Origin of the sequence: Nitrogeniibacter mangrovi (genome assembly GCF_010983895.1) — a bacterium.
Classification (GTDB): Bacteria; Pseudomonadota; Gammaproteobacteria; order Burkholderiales; family Rhodocyclaceae; genus Nitrogeniibacter; species Nitrogeniibacter mangrovi.
On record NZ_CP048836.1, the window covers coordinates 1,091,565 to 1,107,151 of the forward strand.

The 15,587-nt window shown below is 68.8% G+C and carries 8 protein-coding genes; 3 read left to right on the plus strand and 5 right to left on the minus strand.

Annotated elements, in window-relative coordinates; all coding sequences use genetic code 11:
* Window positions 1–86 precede the first annotated feature (86 nt).
* The 3 genes from G3580_RS05055 to stpA all read right to left on the minus strand — a co-directional run bounded on the left by G3580_RS05055 (window position 87) and on the right by stpA (window position 7,516).
* Complete coding sequence (locus G3580_RS05055; protein ID WP_173764228.1) at window positions 87–4,919, minus strand: NAD-glutamate dehydrogenase; 4,833 nt, start codon at window positions 4,917–4,919, stop codon at window positions 87–89.
* Window positions 4,920–5,765: 846 nt separating this feature from the next.
* Complete coding sequence (locus tag G3580_RS05065) at window positions 5,766–6,200, minus strand: VOC family protein (protein ID WP_173764229.1); 435 nt, start codon at window positions 6,198–6,200, stop codon at window positions 5,766–5,768.
* A 38-nt stretch (window positions 6,201–6,238) separates the two neighbouring features.
* On the minus strand, window positions 6,239–7,516 hold the full coding sequence (gene stpA, locus G3580_RS05070; protein WP_173764230.1) for a glucosylglycerol 3-phosphatase: 1,278 nt from the start codon (window positions 7,514–7,516) through the stop codon (window positions 6,239–6,241).
* A 227-nt stretch (window positions 7,517–7,743) separates the two neighbouring features.
* Here stpA and G3580_RS05075 point away from each other — a divergent pair, with 227 nt between their 5' ends.
* The 3 genes from G3580_RS05075 (at window position 7,744) to G3580_RS05085 (ending at window position 13,122) form a co-directional block, all read left to right on the plus strand.
* The gene (locus tag G3580_RS05075; protein ID WP_173764231.1) at window positions 7,744–10,251 is read left to right on the plus strand and encodes a hypothetical protein; all 2,508 of its coding nucleotides are present in this window, start codon (window positions 7,744–7,746) and stop codon (window positions 10,249–10,251) included.
* Entirely contained in the window at window positions 10,248–12,200 is a 1,953-nt protein-coding gene (locus tag G3580_RS05080) for a GMC family oxidoreductase (protein ID WP_217424605.1), read from the plus strand. Before G3580_RS05075 ends, G3580_RS05080 begins: the two co-directional genes overlap by 4 nt.
* A 163-nt stretch (window positions 12,201–12,363) precedes the next feature.
* Window positions 12,364–13,122, plus strand: a complete 759-nt coding sequence (locus G3580_RS05085) for an HAD family hydrolase (RefSeq protein WP_173764232.1) — start codon at window positions 12,364–12,366, stop codon at window positions 13,120–13,122.
* A 107-nt stretch (window positions 13,123–13,229) separates the two neighbouring features.
* Here the strand turns inward: G3580_RS05085 and recQ are convergent, their stop codons facing one another.
* Both recQ and G3580_RS05095 read right to left on the minus strand, forming a co-directional pair.
* Entirely contained in the window at window positions 13,230–15,020 is a 1,791-nt protein-coding gene (gene recQ / locus G3580_RS05090) for a DNA helicase RecQ (protein WP_173764233.1), read from the minus strand.
* A 130-nt stretch (window positions 15,021–15,150) separates the two neighbouring features.
* Window positions 15,151–15,519 carry an endonuclease domain-containing protein gene (locus tag G3580_RS05095; RefSeq protein ID WP_173764234.1) on the minus strand — a complete coding sequence of 123 codons (369 nt, stop codon included), beginning with the start codon at window positions 15,517–15,519 and terminating at the stop codon, window positions 15,151–15,153.
* Window positions 15,520–15,587: the final 68 nt, after the last annotated feature.

Sequence of the window (15,587 nt, forward strand, 5' to 3'; positions counted from 1 at the left end):
ATAGGCACAAAGCGAGCCCCGATCCAGAAATGTTGCGATGCCGCATCCTGGTCGGCCGGGTCGTGTCCGGGCGTGGCATGCTCGCCTCACGGCTCGGTGGCCGTGGCCGGCACCAGCACGCGCAGTTCGCGCAGCGCGACCGAGACCATGGCCATGTCGAGGCTGCCGGCGTTCTGCAGTTCGCCGCGCACCTGTTCCCAGCGGCCAAGCTGATAGGCCTGGGTCTCGGCCCATTGCGCCAGCAGCGCCGCGGCGTCGTCCTCCGGGCGGCCGCCACGGAACACCCCGGCGGTGAGCTCGCGCATGCGGCTGGCCACGTCGTCGAGCATGGCCTTGCGCGCCATGCCGTGCCAGTGGCTGTCTGCCGGCAGCGCGGCGATCTGGCGCCACAGCCAGTGCAGGTTCAGACGCGCGTCGATGGCCGAATAGATCTGCGCCACCGTTTCGGTGTCGCGCTCGACCCGGTCCGCCACCTCGACGATGTCCAGGGCGCTGTGCAGGGCGTCCATGCCGGCGGCACGGCGTGCCAGCGACTCGGGCACGTTGAGCCCGGTCAGGCGTTCGGCCTCGTGCTCCAGATCCTCGAGGTAGGCCGGTGCCAGCAGGTGGGGCAGGTTGCGGGTCAGCTCGCCCACCCCGGGGCCGAAGCGCCGCAGGGTCACGTCCAGGTCCTGCAGGTGGCTGCGCCGGTGCAGGAACCACAGGGTGCCGTGCATGATCAGCTGCTGGGCGGCGATGATCATGCCGGTCTGGGTGGCGTCGGCGACCACGTTGTCGAGGGCCTCGATCTGTTGCCAGAAGTCCACCAGGCCGAACACCTCGCGGGTGGCCATGTAGGCGCGCACGATGTCCGCCGGCGCGGCGCCCGACTCCTCCTGCACGCGGAACACGAAGCTGGCGCCCACCCGGTTGATCATGCTGTTGATCACGTGGGTGGCAATGATCTCGCGGCGCAGCGGGTGGGCCAGGATCGGGTCGGCGAAGCGCTCGCGCAGGGGTTTGGGGAAGTAGCGGGTCAGCGCGGTGGCGATGTACGGGTCCTCGGGCACGTCGGCGTCGAGCACCGCCTCGTACAGTTCCATCTTGCTGTAGGCGAGCAGCACCGCAAGCTCCGGTGCCGCCAGGCCCTGGTTGCGCGCCTTGCGCTCGGCCAGCTCTTCGTCGAAGGGCAGGAATTCGAGCTTGCGGTTGAGGCGTCCGCTGTTGCCCAGGTGGCGCAGGTAGCGCGCCTGCTTGTCGAGCAGCTCGGCGGCGCGCGAGCACGACACCGAGATCACCTGACCCTGGAAGTAGTTGTCGCGCAGCACCAGCGCGGCCACCTCGTCGGTCATCTCCTCGAGCAGGGCATCGCGCTGCTTGGGTGTCATGTCGCCGGCGGTGACCACCGCGTCGAGCAGGATCTTGATGTTCACCTCGTGGTCGGAGCAGGCGACGCCGCCGGAGTTGTCGATGGCGTCGGTGTAGATCCGGCCGCCCCCGAGGGCGAACTCGATGCGTCCGCGCTGGGTCACGCCCAGGTTGCCGCCTTCGCCCACCACCTTGACGCGCAGGTCCGCCGCATCGACGCGGATACCGTCGTTGGCGCGGTCGCCGACCTCGACATTGTTCTCGGCGCTTGCCTTCACATAGGTGCCGATGCCGCCGTTGTAGAGCAGGTCGACGGGGGCGAGGAGGATGGCGCGGATGAGTTCGAGCGGCGTGAGCGACTCGCGCTCGATGCCCAGCACCTTGCGCGCGGCCGGCGGCAGGCTGATGGACTTGGCGCTGCGTGGCCACACCCCGCCGCCCGCGGAGATCAGGGTGCTGTCGTAGTCGGCCCATGAGGAGCGCGGCAGGGCGAACAGGCGACGGCGTTCCTCGAAGCTCCGGGCCGCGTCCGGGCTGGGGTCGATGAAGATGTGGCGGTGGTCGAAGGCGGCTACCAGGCGGATGTGGGGCGAGAGCAGCATGCCGTTGCCGAACACGTCGCCGCTCATGTCGCCGATGCCGACCACGGTGAAATCCTCGCTCTGGGTGTCGTGGCCCAGTTCGCGGAAGTGGCGCTTGACCGACTCCCAGGCCCCGCGCGCGGTGATCCCCATCTTCTTGTGGTCGTAACCGGCCGAGCCGCCCGAGGCGAAGGCGTCGCCGAGCCAGAAGCCGTATTCGTGCGCCACGGCGTTGGCATGGTCGGAGAAGGTGGCGGTGCCCTTGTCGGCGGCCACCACCAGGTAGGGGTCGTCGCCGTCGCGGCGCACCACGTCGGGCGGCGGCACCACCTGGCCGCCGACCCGGTTGTCGGTCAGGTCGAGCATGCCGCGCAGGAAGGTGCGATAGCAGGCGAGCCCCTCGGCCTGCAGTGCGTCGCGCTCGCCGCCAGCGGGCGGCTGCTTGACCACGAAGCCGCCCTTGGAGCCCACCGGTACGATCACCGTGTTCTTCACCATCTGCGCCTTGACCAGGCCGAGCACCTCGGTGCGATAGTCCTCCATGCGGTCCGACCAGCGCAGCCCGCCGCGGGCCACCGAGCCGCCGCGCAGGTGCACGCCCTCCATGCGCGGGGAGTAGACGAAGATCTCGTAGGCCGGGCGCGGTTCGGGCAGGCCCGGCACGCACGCCGGGTCGAGCTTGAAGGCGATCCAGGACTTGGGTTCGCCGGCGTCGTCGCGCTGGAAGTAGTTGGTGCGCAGGCTCGCCTCGACGAGCGCGAGGAACTGACGCAGGATGCGGTCCTCGTCGAGGTTGGCGACCGCGTCCAGTGCGGCCTCGATGCGCTCGACCAGCTGTTGCGCGCGGGCGTCCGAATCGCCGGCGAGCGCCGGATCGAAACGCTGGCGGAACAACGCGATCAGCTGCCGCACCAGGTCCGGGTAGGCGCTCAGGGTCTGGCCGAGGTAGGTCTGGCTGAAGGCCGAGCCGGCCTGCTTCATGTAGCGCGCGTAGGCCCGCAGCAGCGCCACCTCGCGCCAGCCGAGCAGGGCACCGGTGACCAGGCGGTTGAAGTTGTCGATTTCGCTCTGCCCGGTCCACAGCCGCCGGAAGGCTTCCTGGAACACGTCGCGCAGGCGCTCCAGCGGTTGCGTCTCCATGGTGTCGAGATGGAGACCGAAATCGTGGATCCAGGCGCGCTCGTCGGCCTCGGGCAACACCTCGTAGGGGCGCTCCTCGATCACCCGTACGCCCAGGGATTCGAGCATCGGCAGGCTGTCGGACAGGGGCACCGCGGTGCCGCGGCAGACGATCTTGAAGCGCAGCTGACCGGCCGCGGCCTCCAGCGGCACATACAGGCTCAGGCCGAGGCCGTCGTCCGCCAGGGTGTCGATGAGCTCCACGTCCTGGGCCGCGTTGCGGGCGTCGTGTTCCTCGCGGTAGCCGGCCGGAAACGCCGACCGGTAACGGGTGAACAGGGCGTTGCCGCGCTCCTCGCCGCAGCGTTCGACCAGCGCCGCGTGCAGGCCGTCCTCCCAGCGTCGCGCCGCACGCACCAGGCGGGCCTCCAGCTCGTGCACATCGTAGTCGGGCATGGTGCCCGGCGGGGTGCGCACGATGATGAGGATGCGGGCCAGCACCGAATCGGATAGCTGCACCTCGAAGTCCGAGCCGTGGCCGTCGAAGGCCTTCATGAGGATGGCCTGGAAGCGCTGGCGCATCTCGGTGTTGTAGTTTTCGCGCGGGGTGTAGATCAGGCAGGCGAAGAAGCGCCCGTAGGGGTCGTGGCGCACGAACAGCCGCGTGCGCAGCCGCTCGCCCAGGCGCAGGATGCCCATGGCGATCTCGTACAGTTCGTCGTCGTCGATCTGGAACAGCTCGTCGCGCGGGTACTGCTGCAGGATGGTGGCGAGGGTCTTGGCGCCGTGGCTGTTGGGCAGAAAGCCGCCGCGGGCGAGCACATGGCTGACCTTGCGCCGGAGGATGGGGATGCTCGCGGGGCCGGCATGGTAGGCCACCGAGGTGTACAGGCCGAGGAAGCGGCGCTCGCCGGTCACCCGCCCCTGGGCATCGAAGCGCTTGATGCCGATGTAGTCGAGGTAGGCGGCGCGATGCACCGTCGAGCGCGAATTCGATTTGGTCAGCACCAGCACCACCGGCTCGCGCGCCTGCTCGCGGATCTCCTGCGGCAGTGCGGAGAAGCCGCTGGAGCGCTCGGCGCCCATCTCGCGCAGGATGCCCAGGCCGCTGTCGGGGACCGCGCGCAGCTGGGTTTCGCCGTCCTCCTCGGTGAGCACGTATTCGCGATGGCCGAGAAAGGTGAAATGATCGTTGGCCACCCACTGGAGGAAGGCGCGCTCCTCTTCGGTGCTGGCGACGCCCTGGGGCGGTTGCTCCTCGATCTCGGTGATGGCCTCGATGACGCGGTGCTGCATCTTGCGCCAGTCTTCCACCGCCACCGCCACATCCGCCAGCACCTTGCGCAGCCCGGCCTCGAGTGCCTCCAGGTCCGCCGCCGAGGTGCGCCGGTCCACCTCCGCATGGATGATGGACTCGAGGCGCCCGGCGTCGTCGCGTTGGGTGCCGGCGATCGACTGCAGTTCGCCCCCGGCGTCGCGCGCCACCTTCATCACCGGATGGATGATCAGATGCTGGGCCAGCCCCTGGCGGTTGATTTCCATGATGAGTGAATCGACCAGGAAGGGCATGTCCTCCTGCACCAGTTCGATCACCGTGTGGGTCGACTGCCAGCCGTGCTCGTCGAGCTGCGGGTTGTACACCCGCAACTTGGCGCTGCCGCGCTCGATGTGGCGCGCGAAGTTCAGGTGGCTGAGCGCCGCGCCATACAGATCGGCGGCCGCGTGATTGGCGAGATCGTCCGGATCGACCTGGGCGAAATACTGGCGTACGAAGGTCTCCGCCAGCGCCGCCTGCTCCGCCGGCAGGCGCTGGCGCAGCTGCGTCACCACCGTGTCCACCAGATCGGCCTTGGCTGCTTCTCCTGTGTTCATGTCTCCTCCAGTGCATTGCGATCGCCGCCGCGCGGGCGGGCGCGTACCTCTTCATCATGGACGACGGCGCGCGACCCTGCTGAACGAGCTTTCCGCCTGCGTGGTGGGACGCCCCGGCGCGGCGCGGGGTTCCGCACCGCCTTGCCGGGCGATGTCCTGCCGCCTACAGTGGAATCGCGACGCCGTTCCGGCGCGCATTCCGCTGGAGGTCGTCATGGGCTCGATCCGATGGTTTCCACTCTGGGTGGCCCTCGCCGGTGCCGCCCACGCGGCGACGCCGCCCGCGCTCGCTCCGGCCGAGCAGGCGGCGGCCTTCCAGGCGGCCGGTTTCATGCAGCGCGGCGGCCAGTGGCATGGCTGCGACGATCCGGGCACGGCCAGTTATTCGCCCGGCCACATCGACCAGGTGGCCGATCTGAACGGTGATGGACGCCCCGAGGCGGTCATCAGTGAAGGCAGCAGCTACTGCTTCGGCATGGCCGGCGTGGGCTACACCTTGGTCAGCCGGCAGGCGAACGGGCGCTGGACAAAGATCACCAGCGGCATCGGCATGCCGCGCTTCCTGGCCATCCGGGGGGCGGGGGCTGGCCCGATCTGGAGGTGGGCGGTCCCGGATTCTGCTTTCCGGTCCAGCGCTGGAACGGGCGCACCTACAAGCTCAACCGCTTCGAGTACGAAGGCAAGCGCTGCAAGCCACCGCGCTAGGGTCCGAGGGCGTTCATCCGGCGGATCGCGTTGTGTCCATGAAGACACGGAACAAGGCGCGACCCGCCGCCATGGCGGGATCTGTTGCGAGGACGGGTTGCGCCGCCATGGGCGACAACGCACGTTTTCCAGTGCCGAGATTTACGCGCCAGACCGCCCTTGGGCCGTGTCCGGGGCCCCCGGCCCCAGCGGCTGCCCGTAGCTGAACTCCACGAAGCGCCCGTCCGGGTCGCGCACGCCGCAGTAGTAGCCCACCGGATACGGCTCCTGGCGCGGCGGCCATTCGAGCAGGCCACCCGCTTGTGCCCGTTCGGCGATCGCATCCACCGCCGCATGGCTGTCGAGCGCAAAGCCCAGGTGGGAGAAGTCGTCCGCCGCCTGCTGCTGGCCCGGTCCGCCCGGAATCAGCACCAGGATGAAGCGCGCGCCCTGGCCCGGTGAGGCCAGCCACACCACGCGCTTGCCGTCGGCGGCGCGCTCGTGCACCGTCTCCATGCCCGCGTAGTCGCGGTAGAAGGCGATGCAGGCATCGAGGTCGCGCACGTGCAGGGCGATGTGGGTGAGGGTGCTGGGCATGGAGGGGGCTCCCGACGAGGCGTCCCTTCCAGCTTGGCTCACGCCGGCGGCGTTGGCCAGTCGGCCCCGGGCGCCCGCCGCGCCGCCAGCTGCGCGAAGAAGGCGAGGTACTGGCGATAGCCCCCGGGGAAGATCGCGTTGAGCATGAGCGGGTCGTCCGCGTCGCTGATGCCGGCCAGCGCCCGGGCGGGGGCGTGGGGCAGATGCTCGGTGGCCACCCGCGGGCGCCGGATCTCGCCACCGCTGCTGTCCACAAAGGCGACGATGTTGCCGCTGCCGAAGCGGACGCCGAGGTCCTGCACCAGTGTCAGGAAGCCACGGTCGCTGCCGCCGCGCACGGTGCCCGTGTCGAGGGTCGAGGCGGTCAGGGTGTCGCCGACGCCCATGAGGGTGGGCATGAGGGCCGGGTCGAAATGCGCCTCGGCCAGCGCCAGCAGGCGGTCGCGCTCGGTGGGCGCGGTGCGGGCGTTGAAATCCGCCCCCAGCGGGTGGTGGCCGGTGAGGCGGTGGTAGTAGCGGTTCAGCAGCACCAGCACGCCCACCTCCTTGACCGCGCCGCGCAGCATGATCTGGAAATCGGTGGTGCCGGCGCTGTCGCCCTCGGCGGGCTTGAGCCGTTCGCCGTGCGCGTCGCGCCCGAGGTTGGGCGCGTAATGGACGAAGAAGGACTCGCCCAGCCCCGCGGCCGTGGCGCTGTCCAGTAGCGCCTGGCACCACCGGGCGGTGCGTGTCTGCAAGAGGGCATATCGGCCCGGGTGCGCGTGCAGGGCGGCGAAGGCCAGGTTGAGGTTCAGGGTGGGGGAGACCGGGTTGTCGAGCACGCAGGTGTCGACCAGCGTGGCGATCTGCCCGGCCGGCAGCGCAAATGGCGCCTCGGCGAGCACGGTGGCCAGCCAGTGCCGCGCCCGGGCCGGCACCTGGGCCAGGAACTGCAGCTCCGCCGCGCTCACGCCCGGGTGCGAGACCTCGCCGTCGGCGCTCTGGAACTGCACGCCGCCGGCGGCGAGGCCCGGCAGGTAGAGGCGATGGGCGCGCGGATCGAGATGCCCGCAGCTGCGCTCCACCAGCGCATTCACGCCCCGGCTGCCGATGTGCTCGCCGTTGGTGAGCACGAAGAACTCGCCCGCGAGGCGCCGCGCCGCGTGCAGATAGTCGAGCTCCAGGCGCCGGGTCAGCGGATCGGCGACCAGGTCCATGCACACCCCGTCGAGATCCTGAATGATCAGCAGGCGCTCGCGGCCGAGCAGATGGGCGAGCAGGGCGGGGTGGTCGGTGGCGTAGGCGAAGGCGGGCATGGCGGTGCGGGGGCGATGCATGAGCCCCCGAGCCTAGTGGCAAACGCCGGGGGATTCAAATGCGCGTCGGCGGGGTGTCCCAATCCGCGTCGTGACCCGGCCAAGTGCCGCCGCGAGGCCGCCTGCGGGAGATCCCGAGGACGTTCGCATGCGATTCGCCGTCTATAGTGAAACACGTGCGCCGGCACCTCGGGCATGATGACGTCCGGGTGGGGCGATCGGCGGCCCGAGCCCACGGAGAGAAGATCATGAGCAAGACGAAACTTCGCGTTGTCCTGGCATCCGGCCTCACCCTGGCGCTGGCCGCCTGTGCCCTGCTGCCCTTCGGCAAGCCCTGCGGCAGCGGCGCCGGATCGGTTCTGGACGAGGCGCTGTGCGTCGGGCGCGGCGCCGAGACCTTCCCGGCGGCCGACGAGGACTATTTCGCCGACATGGACTACGGCATCACCCGCGACCCGGCCGCGGTGGCCAAGGCGCTCGATCCCTATGTGCCCGGCATCGCTCCGGCCGACGCCAAGGCCGCGGCGGTGAAGGGGCGCAACAACTGGATCGTTTGGACCGGCGGCAACGACCGCATGTGGGATCTGCTCGCCACCAAGAGCGTGGGCCTGCTCGACTTCCTCAAGATCCTCTCCAACCACCCGAGCCTGAATTACAGCCGCGACAACCGCTGGAAGTACCTGGGCCTGGTGAACGAGCCGTGCTTCGAGAAGGGGACCGGCCCGCGCGCCGACCGCTTCGGCCTGTGGCTGGACGTGCGCAGTCCCGGCTGCAAGCCCGACCCCTTCGAGAACGAAGCCAAGTACCCCGGCGTGAAGATCGGCGCACGCGGCAAGACCGTGCCGGTGGGCTCCTACTATGGCTACGCCACCGGCATCGTCGGCCTGCGCCTGTTCCCGAATCCGGACTTCGACGAGGCCGCCGCGGCCAAGTGGGATCCGGTGCGCTTCTACACCGACCCGAGCTACTACAACGACAAGAAGCTGGTGCGCCCCTACCGCGTCGGCATGTCCTGCGGCTTCTGCCATGTGGGGCCCAACCCGAGCAACCCGCCCAAGGACCCGGAGCATCCGAAGTGGGAAAACCTCAACTCCAATCCGGGGGCGCAGTATTTCTGGGTGGACCGCATCTTCGTATGGAACGTGGACCCGTCCAGCTTTCCCTACCAGCTCTTCCATACCTCGCGCCCCGGCGCGCTGGACACCTCCTTCATCTCCACCGACTACATCAACAACCCGCGCACCATGAACGCGGTGTACAACCTCGGCGCGCGCCTCAGGCTCGCCAAGCTGCTGGGGGAGGAAAAGCTCGCCGGCGGCGAACTGGACAACGAGCACCTGAACAAATATGTGCCGGCCGGCTCGCCCTTGGCGCAGTTCTATGAGGCGCCGGACAAGGTGTGGACGCCACGCGTGCTCAAGGACGGCTCCGATTCGGTGGGCGCGCTCGGGGCGCTCAACCGGGTGTTCGTGAACATCGGCCTGTTCAGCGAGGAATGGCTGGAGCATTTCCGCCCCTTCGTCGGCGGCAAGCGCTTCACCCCCTTCCCGATCGCCACCGCCAACAAGAACTCCAGCTACTGGAAGGCCACCGAGGCGCAGACGCCGGACGTGGCGCTGTTCTTCCTCGCCTCCGCGCAGCCGGATCTGCTCAAGAACGCCCCGGGAGGGGCAGCCTACCTCACCACCGACAAAGCCAAGCTCGAGCGCGGCAAGGTGGTGTTCGCCGAGAACTGCGCGCGCTGCCATTCGAGCAAGATGCCCGCAAAGACGCCGAGCTTCTTCCCCGGCAACGGCTGCGTCGGCCCGGACTACCTCAAGTGCTGGAACCAGTACTGGGCGTGGACCAAGACGCCCGAGTTCAAGCGCGAGATGACGCGCATCGTCAAGGCCAGGGACTTCCTCCACGACAACTATCTGTCCAACGAGCTGCGCGTGCCGGTCACGCTGCTGGAGACCAACGCCTGCGCCTCGCTCGCCACCAACGCCATCCGCGGCGACATCTGGGACAACTTCTCCTCCGAGTCGTACAAGAACCTGCCCTCGGTGGGCACGATCACCGTGCATCAGCCCTACACCGGCGAGCCGCGCCCGTATCAGATGCCCGCCGGCGGGCGCGGCTACATCCGCCCGGCGTCCTTGGTGAGCGTGTGGTCGACGGCGCCCTTCCTGCTCAACAACACCCTGGGTGATTTCTACTGGTCGGGCTCGGTGGCCGATCGCATGAAGTCCTTCGACAGCGGCATCGAGCAACTGCTGTGGCCGGCCAGGCGCAAGGGCGCGCACACCTACGTGACCGCCTCGGGCAAGCGGGTGCCCGGCGTCATCGACGTGACCTCGGCGCAGACTTTCCTGCGCGTCCCCAAGGGCTATCTGCCCGGTTTCCTGCAGCCCCTGGTCACGCCGCTGGCCAAGCTCGGCTCGCCCCTGTTCGGCGAGGACGGCGTCGAAATCGGCCCCATCCCCAAGGGCACGCCCATCAATCTGGTCAGCAACATGGATCTGGATCAGCGCGGCAAGGCGCTGGATGTGCTGCTCAAGATCCGCGGCGACCTCAACGCGTTACCGAAGGACGCGACCGACGCACAGGCCCGGGAAGCCTTCGCCAACCTGGTCGATCCGCTGCTCGACATCAGCAAGTGCCCGGACTTCGTGGTCAATCGCGGCCACTATTTCGGCACCGACTATTCCCCTGATGAACCGGGACTTTCCGACGCCGACAAGTGGGCACTGATCGAATTCCTCAAGACCATGTGAGCCCGCCGCCCCGGCGGCGCTTCCTGCGGGCGGGCGCCGCGCTCGTCTCGGCGCTCGGCGCGCTGCTCTCCGGCTGCGCCAGCTGGCTGCGACCGCCGCTGCCCGAACCGGAGCCGCTCGCCTGCCCGGGCGGGGCGGACGACGCCTACGACTACATCGTCGTCGGCTCCGGCGCCGGCGGCGGCCCGCTGGCGGCCAACCTGGCGCGCAGCGGCTTCCGGGTGCTGCTGATCGAGGCCGGCGGCGACGAGGATTCCTACGACTACCAGGTGCCGGCCTTCCATCCGCGCGCCTCGGAGGACCCGCGCTATTCCTGGAACTTCTTCGTACGCCATTACCGCGACGAGACCCGCCAGAAACGCGACTTCAAGTACCGCGAGCGCGAAGGCGGCGTGCTCTACCCGCGCGCCGCCACCCTGGGCGGCTGCACCGCCCACAACGCCATGATCCTGATCTACCCGCACAACAGCGACTGGGACCACATCGCCACGCTCACCGGCGACGCGAGCTGGCGCAGCGACACCATGCGCCGCTACTTCGAGCGCCTGGAGCGCTGCGAATACGGCGACCGCGACCCCGCCAGCCGTCACGGCTATTGCGGCTGGCTGAGCACCAACGTGGCCGACCCCAGGCTGATGCTGCGCGACGTCTTCGTGATCCGCCTGGTCAAGGGCGCGGTGCGCGAATCCCTGCGCACCCTGAGCAACCCCATCACGCGCCTCTGGCGCAAATTGCGCAGCGACCTCGACCCCAACGACTGGCGCCTGGTGAAGGACGACGTCGAAGGCGTGTGCATGACGCCGCTGACCACCCACCAGGGCCGCCGCGTGGGCAGCCGCGAATACGTGCAGGCCGTGGCCGCCCTCTGCCCCGGCCGGCTCACGGTGCGCACCCACACCCTGGTCAGCCGCGTGCTGTTCGACGAGGCCAATCGCGCCACCGGGGTGGAATGCCTCGCCGGTGCACATCTCTATCGGGCCGACCCGGCGGCCGGCAGCCAGGGGGAGGGCGAGCGCATCCGCCTCTCCGCGCGGCGCGAGGTTGTCCTCTGCGCCGGGGCCTTCAACACCCCGCAACTGCTCAAGCTCTCCGGCATCGGCCCGCGGGCGGAACTGGAGAAGCACGGCATCGAGGTGCGCGTGGACCTGCCCGGCGTGGGCGAGAACCTGCAGGATCGCTACGAAGTCACCGTGGTCAACCGCATGCGCGGCGACTTCGCGCTCATGAAGGGCATGACCTTCCGCCCACCCGCACCGGGCGAGCCTCCCGACCCGGCGTTCCGCGAATGGCAGCAGGGCACCGGCCCCTACACCACCAACGGCGCCGTGGTCGCCCTGCTCAAGCGCTCCACCGAAGACAAGCGCGCGCCCGACCTGTTCCTGTTCGGCCTGCTGGGCAACTTCCGCGGCTACTACCCCGGCTACTCGCAGGACATCGCCCGAGACCGCAAGCACTTCACCTGGGCGGTGCTCAAGGCCCACACCCACAACACCGCCGGCCGCGTCACCCTGCGCTCGAGCGACCCGCGCGATCCGCCCGACATCGACTTCCACTACTTCGACGAAGGCACCCCCGATGGCGACGACATGGCGGCGGTGGTCGAAGGCGTGGAGACCGTACGCCGCATGGCCGACCGCGCCGGCGACGTCATCGCCGAGGAGGTCTATCCCGGCCGAGAGGTGAGCGGGCGCGAGGCGGTCGAAGCCTTCATCCGCGACAACGCCTGGGGCCACCACGCCTCCTGCACCTGCCGCATGGGTCCGGCGGGCGATCCCATGGCCGTGGTCGACAGCCGCTTCCGCGTCGTCGGCTGCCAGGGCCTGCGGGTGGTCGACGCCTCCATCTTCCCGCGCATCCCGGGCTTCTTCATCGTCTCGGCGGTGTACATGGTCAGCGAGAAGGCGGTGGAGGTGATCGTCGCCGATGCGCACGAGGCGGGCGCGTCGTAGCCCGGCTGCAGCGCAGCGGAATCCGGGGGCAACGGTGGATCCACCGACGAACCCCGGCATCGGCCCCGCGACCTCGTTCGCGCTACACTACCCCTTCCATCGCTGACTATCATCCGGCCCACGCCGACCTTTCACCACGAGGGGTTTCGAAGGAGACAGCACGATGGCGACCTTGCAGGCACTGCTTTTCGACGTGGATGGCACGCTCGCGGACACCGAACGGGACGGCCACCGGCTGGCGTTCAACATGGCCTTCGCCGAGGCCGGCCTTGACTGGGTGTGGGACGAAGCCCTCTACGGCCAGCTGCTCGCCGTCACCGGCGGCAAGGAACGCATCCGCTACTACCTCGATGCGTTCAACACCCACTTCCCCAGGCCGGACGATTTCGACGCCTTCGTCAAAGGCCTGCACGAAGCCAAGACCCGCTTCTACACCCAGCTGATGGCCGAAGGGAAAATCCCCCTGCGTCCGGGCGTGCAGAAACTCATCCACGAGGCCCGCGCCGCCGGCCTGCGCATGGCCATCGTCACCACCACCACGCCGGCCAACGTCACCGCCTTGCTGGACAGCACCCTCGGGCCGGGAAGCGAAAGCTGGTTCGAAGTGATCGCCGCCGGCGACATCGTGCCGGCCAAGAAACCGGCGCCGGATATCTACGCGTGGGCGCTCAGGGAGATGAAGCTGTCACCGCAGGAGGCGATTGCGTTCGAGGACTCGGGCAACGGCGTGCGCTCGTCGGTGGGAGCCGGGGTGAAGACCATCGTGACCGTCAATGGCTACACGAAGGACGATGATTTTTCGGGGGCGGCGCTGGTGCTGGATCAGATCGGGGAAGCGGGCAATCCATACACCGTGATTGCCGGAGGTGGCGGGCGTGGGTATCTGGATCTGGGGGCGGTCGAGGCGGTGTTTGCCGGTTGAGATGGCGCAGTGCAATCGTGCCGAGGTCATACGGCGGAAGGCGCTTCGCTTTTGGCTGCGCCGAAACGTCAGCCGGCCGCCGCCGGCTTCGTTTTCCGCCCTACGGATCAGCTGTTGAGCAACTCGATGAGTGCGGGGCCGTAGGCTTCGAGTTTGCGATCCCCGATGCCCGACACCGTGCCCAACTCTTCCAAAGAAGAAGGTTTGCGCACGGCGATCTCCTGCAGCGTGGCGTCGTGGAAGATGACGTAGGCGGGGACGTTGCGTTCGCGGGCGGTGTCGGCGCGCCATTGGCGCAGGCGCTCGAAGACTTCGGCCTCGGCGCCGGTGGGGACGATGCCGCCGCGGCCGGCCTTGAGGCGTTTCTTCTTGGTGGGGACGCGGATCTCGAAGCCGGCCTCGCCGCGCAGCAGGAGGCGGGCGGATTCGGTGAGGGTGAGGGCGCCGAAGCGGTCGTGGTCCACGGCGAGGAAGCTGCGCGCGGCGAGCTGGCGGAACACGCTGCGCCAGGTCTTGTCGTCCAGGTCGGCGCCGATGCCGAAGGTGGTGACGGTGTCGTGGCCGCGTTCGACGACTTTCTCGGTGCGCTCGCCGCGCAGCACGTCGATGAGGTGGCCGGCGCCGTAGCGCTGGCCGGTGCGATAGACGCAGGACAGGGCCTTGCGGGCGGGTTCGAGGGCGTCCCAGGTCTGCGGCGGGTCGATGCAGTTGTCGCAGTTGCCGCAGGCCTCGATGGCTTCGCCGAAGTAGCGCAGCAGATGGATGCGGCGGCAGTCGGTGGCCTCGACGAGGCCGACCAGGGCGTCGAGGCGGCTGTTGGCGAGGCGCTTGAATTCGGCCGAGCCTTCGGACTCGTCGAGCATGCGCCGTTGCTGCACCACGTCCTGCGCGCCCCAGGCCATCCAGGCTTCGGCGGGCAGGCCGTCGCGGCCGGCGCGGCCGGTTTCCTGGTAATAGCCTTCGATGCTGCGCGGCAGGTCGAGGTGGGCGACGAAGCGCACGTCGGGCTTGTCGATGCCCATGCCGAAGGCGATGGTGGCGACCATGACGATGCCGTCCTCGCGCAGGAAGCGCAGCTGATTCTCGCTGCGCACCTCCTGCGGCAGGCCGGCATGGTAGGGCAGGGCGGTGAGGCCCGCCTCGCACAGGGCGGCAGCGGTCTCCTCCACCTTGCGGCGCGACAGGCAATAGACGATGCCGGCTTCGCCGGGGTGCTCGTGGATGAAGTCGAGCAACTGCTGGCGCGGGCCGTTCTTCTCCACCATGCGATAGCGGATGTTGGGCCGGTCGAAGCTGGAGATGAAGCGGCGCGCTTCGGTGAGGTTGAGCCGCTGGGCGATCTCTTCGCGGGTCTGGGCGTCGGCGGTGGCCGTGAGCGCGATGCGCGGCACGCCGGGGAAGCGCTCGGAGAGCACCGACAGCTGCAGGTATTCGGGCCGGAAATCGTGCCCCCACTGCGACACGCAATGCGCTTCGTCGATGGCGAACAGGGCGATGCCGTGTTGTTCGTGGGTGTGTTCGAGCTGCGCCAGGGTGCGCGGATTGAGCAGGCGCTCGGGGGCGATGTAGAGCAGGTCGAGCTCGCCACGCATCCAGCGTTGCTCGACGCTGGCGGCTTCGTCCTGCGTGAGGCTGGAGTTGAGGCACTCGGCGGCCACGCCGGCTTCCTGCAGGGCAGCCACCTGATCGCGCATCAGCGCGATGAGCGGTGAGACCACGATGGCGGTGCCGGGCCGCATGAGCGCGGGGATCTGAAAGCACAGGGACTTGCCGCCGCCGGTGGGCATGAGCACCAGGGCATCGCCGCCGTTGGCGACCTGGTCGACGATGGCGGCCTGTTCGCCGCGAAAGGCGGTGTAACCGAAGACGTGTTCGAGGATTTCGAGGGCGCGGGACATCGGGCGCTATTGTACCGGGGTGGTGAGCGTAGGTGCGGGGTGAGTCATAAACCCCATCCCCCTCCCAGCCTCCCCCTTGAAGGGGGAGGGGTGGATCAGCCGGACTCGCAGGGCATTGGCTCCCTCCCCTTCAAGGGGAGGGCTGGGGTGGGGATGGGTTGATTTCCCGGAAAATGCGCTCAAGCACCGCATCCGTCTGCATCAGCACCTCATTGTTCCAGAAGCGCAACACCCGGAAGCCGGCGCGTTCGAGTGCGCGTGTCCTTGCGGCATCGTGCTCGGCGTCTTCCGCGTGCTGTCCGCCATCCACCTCGATCACCAACTTGAGCTCGAGACAAACGAAGTCGAGCACGTAGCCATTGAATGGATGTTGGCGACGGAATTTGACGGCCATTTGGCGGCTGCGCAGACCGTGCCACAACCTGCGTTCGGCATCGGTCATGCGCTTACGCAGTGCTTTGGCAAGGTGTTTGTTCCGGTGGGATGTTTGTCCTTGCATATGGCATATATTAACCCCATCCCCACCCCGCCCCTCCCCTTGAAGGGGAGGGAGGTGAGTGCGGCCTC

Bases quoted from the DNA above. Each gene is read 5' to 3' on its own strand.
- G3580_RS05055 (WP_173764228.1), bottom strand. From the start codon at position 4,919: ATGAACACAGGAGAAGCAGCCAAGGCCGATCTGGTGGACACGGTGGTG.
- G3580_RS05065 (WP_173764229.1), bottom strand. From the start codon at position 6,200: ATGCCCAGCACCCTCACCCACATCGCCCTGCACGTGCGCGACCTCGAT.
- stpA (WP_173764230.1), bottom strand. From the start codon at position 7,516: ATGCATCGCCCCCGCACCGCCATGCCCGCCTTCGCCTACGCCACCGAC.
- G3580_RS05075 (WP_173764231.1), top strand. From the start codon at position 7,744: ATGAGCAAGACGAAACTTCGCGTTGTCCTGGCATCCGGCCTCACCCTG.
- G3580_RS05085 (WP_173764232.1), top strand. From the start codon at position 12,364: ATGGCGACCTTGCAGGCACTGCTTTTCGACGTGGATGGCACGCTCGCG.
- recQ (WP_173764233.1), bottom strand. From the start codon at position 15,020: ATGTCCCGCGCCCTCGAAATCCTCGAACACGTCTTCGGTTACACCGCC.
- G3580_RS05095 (WP_173764234.1), bottom strand. From the start codon at position 15,519: ATGCAAGGACAAACATCCCACCGGAACAAACACCTTGCCAAAGCACTG.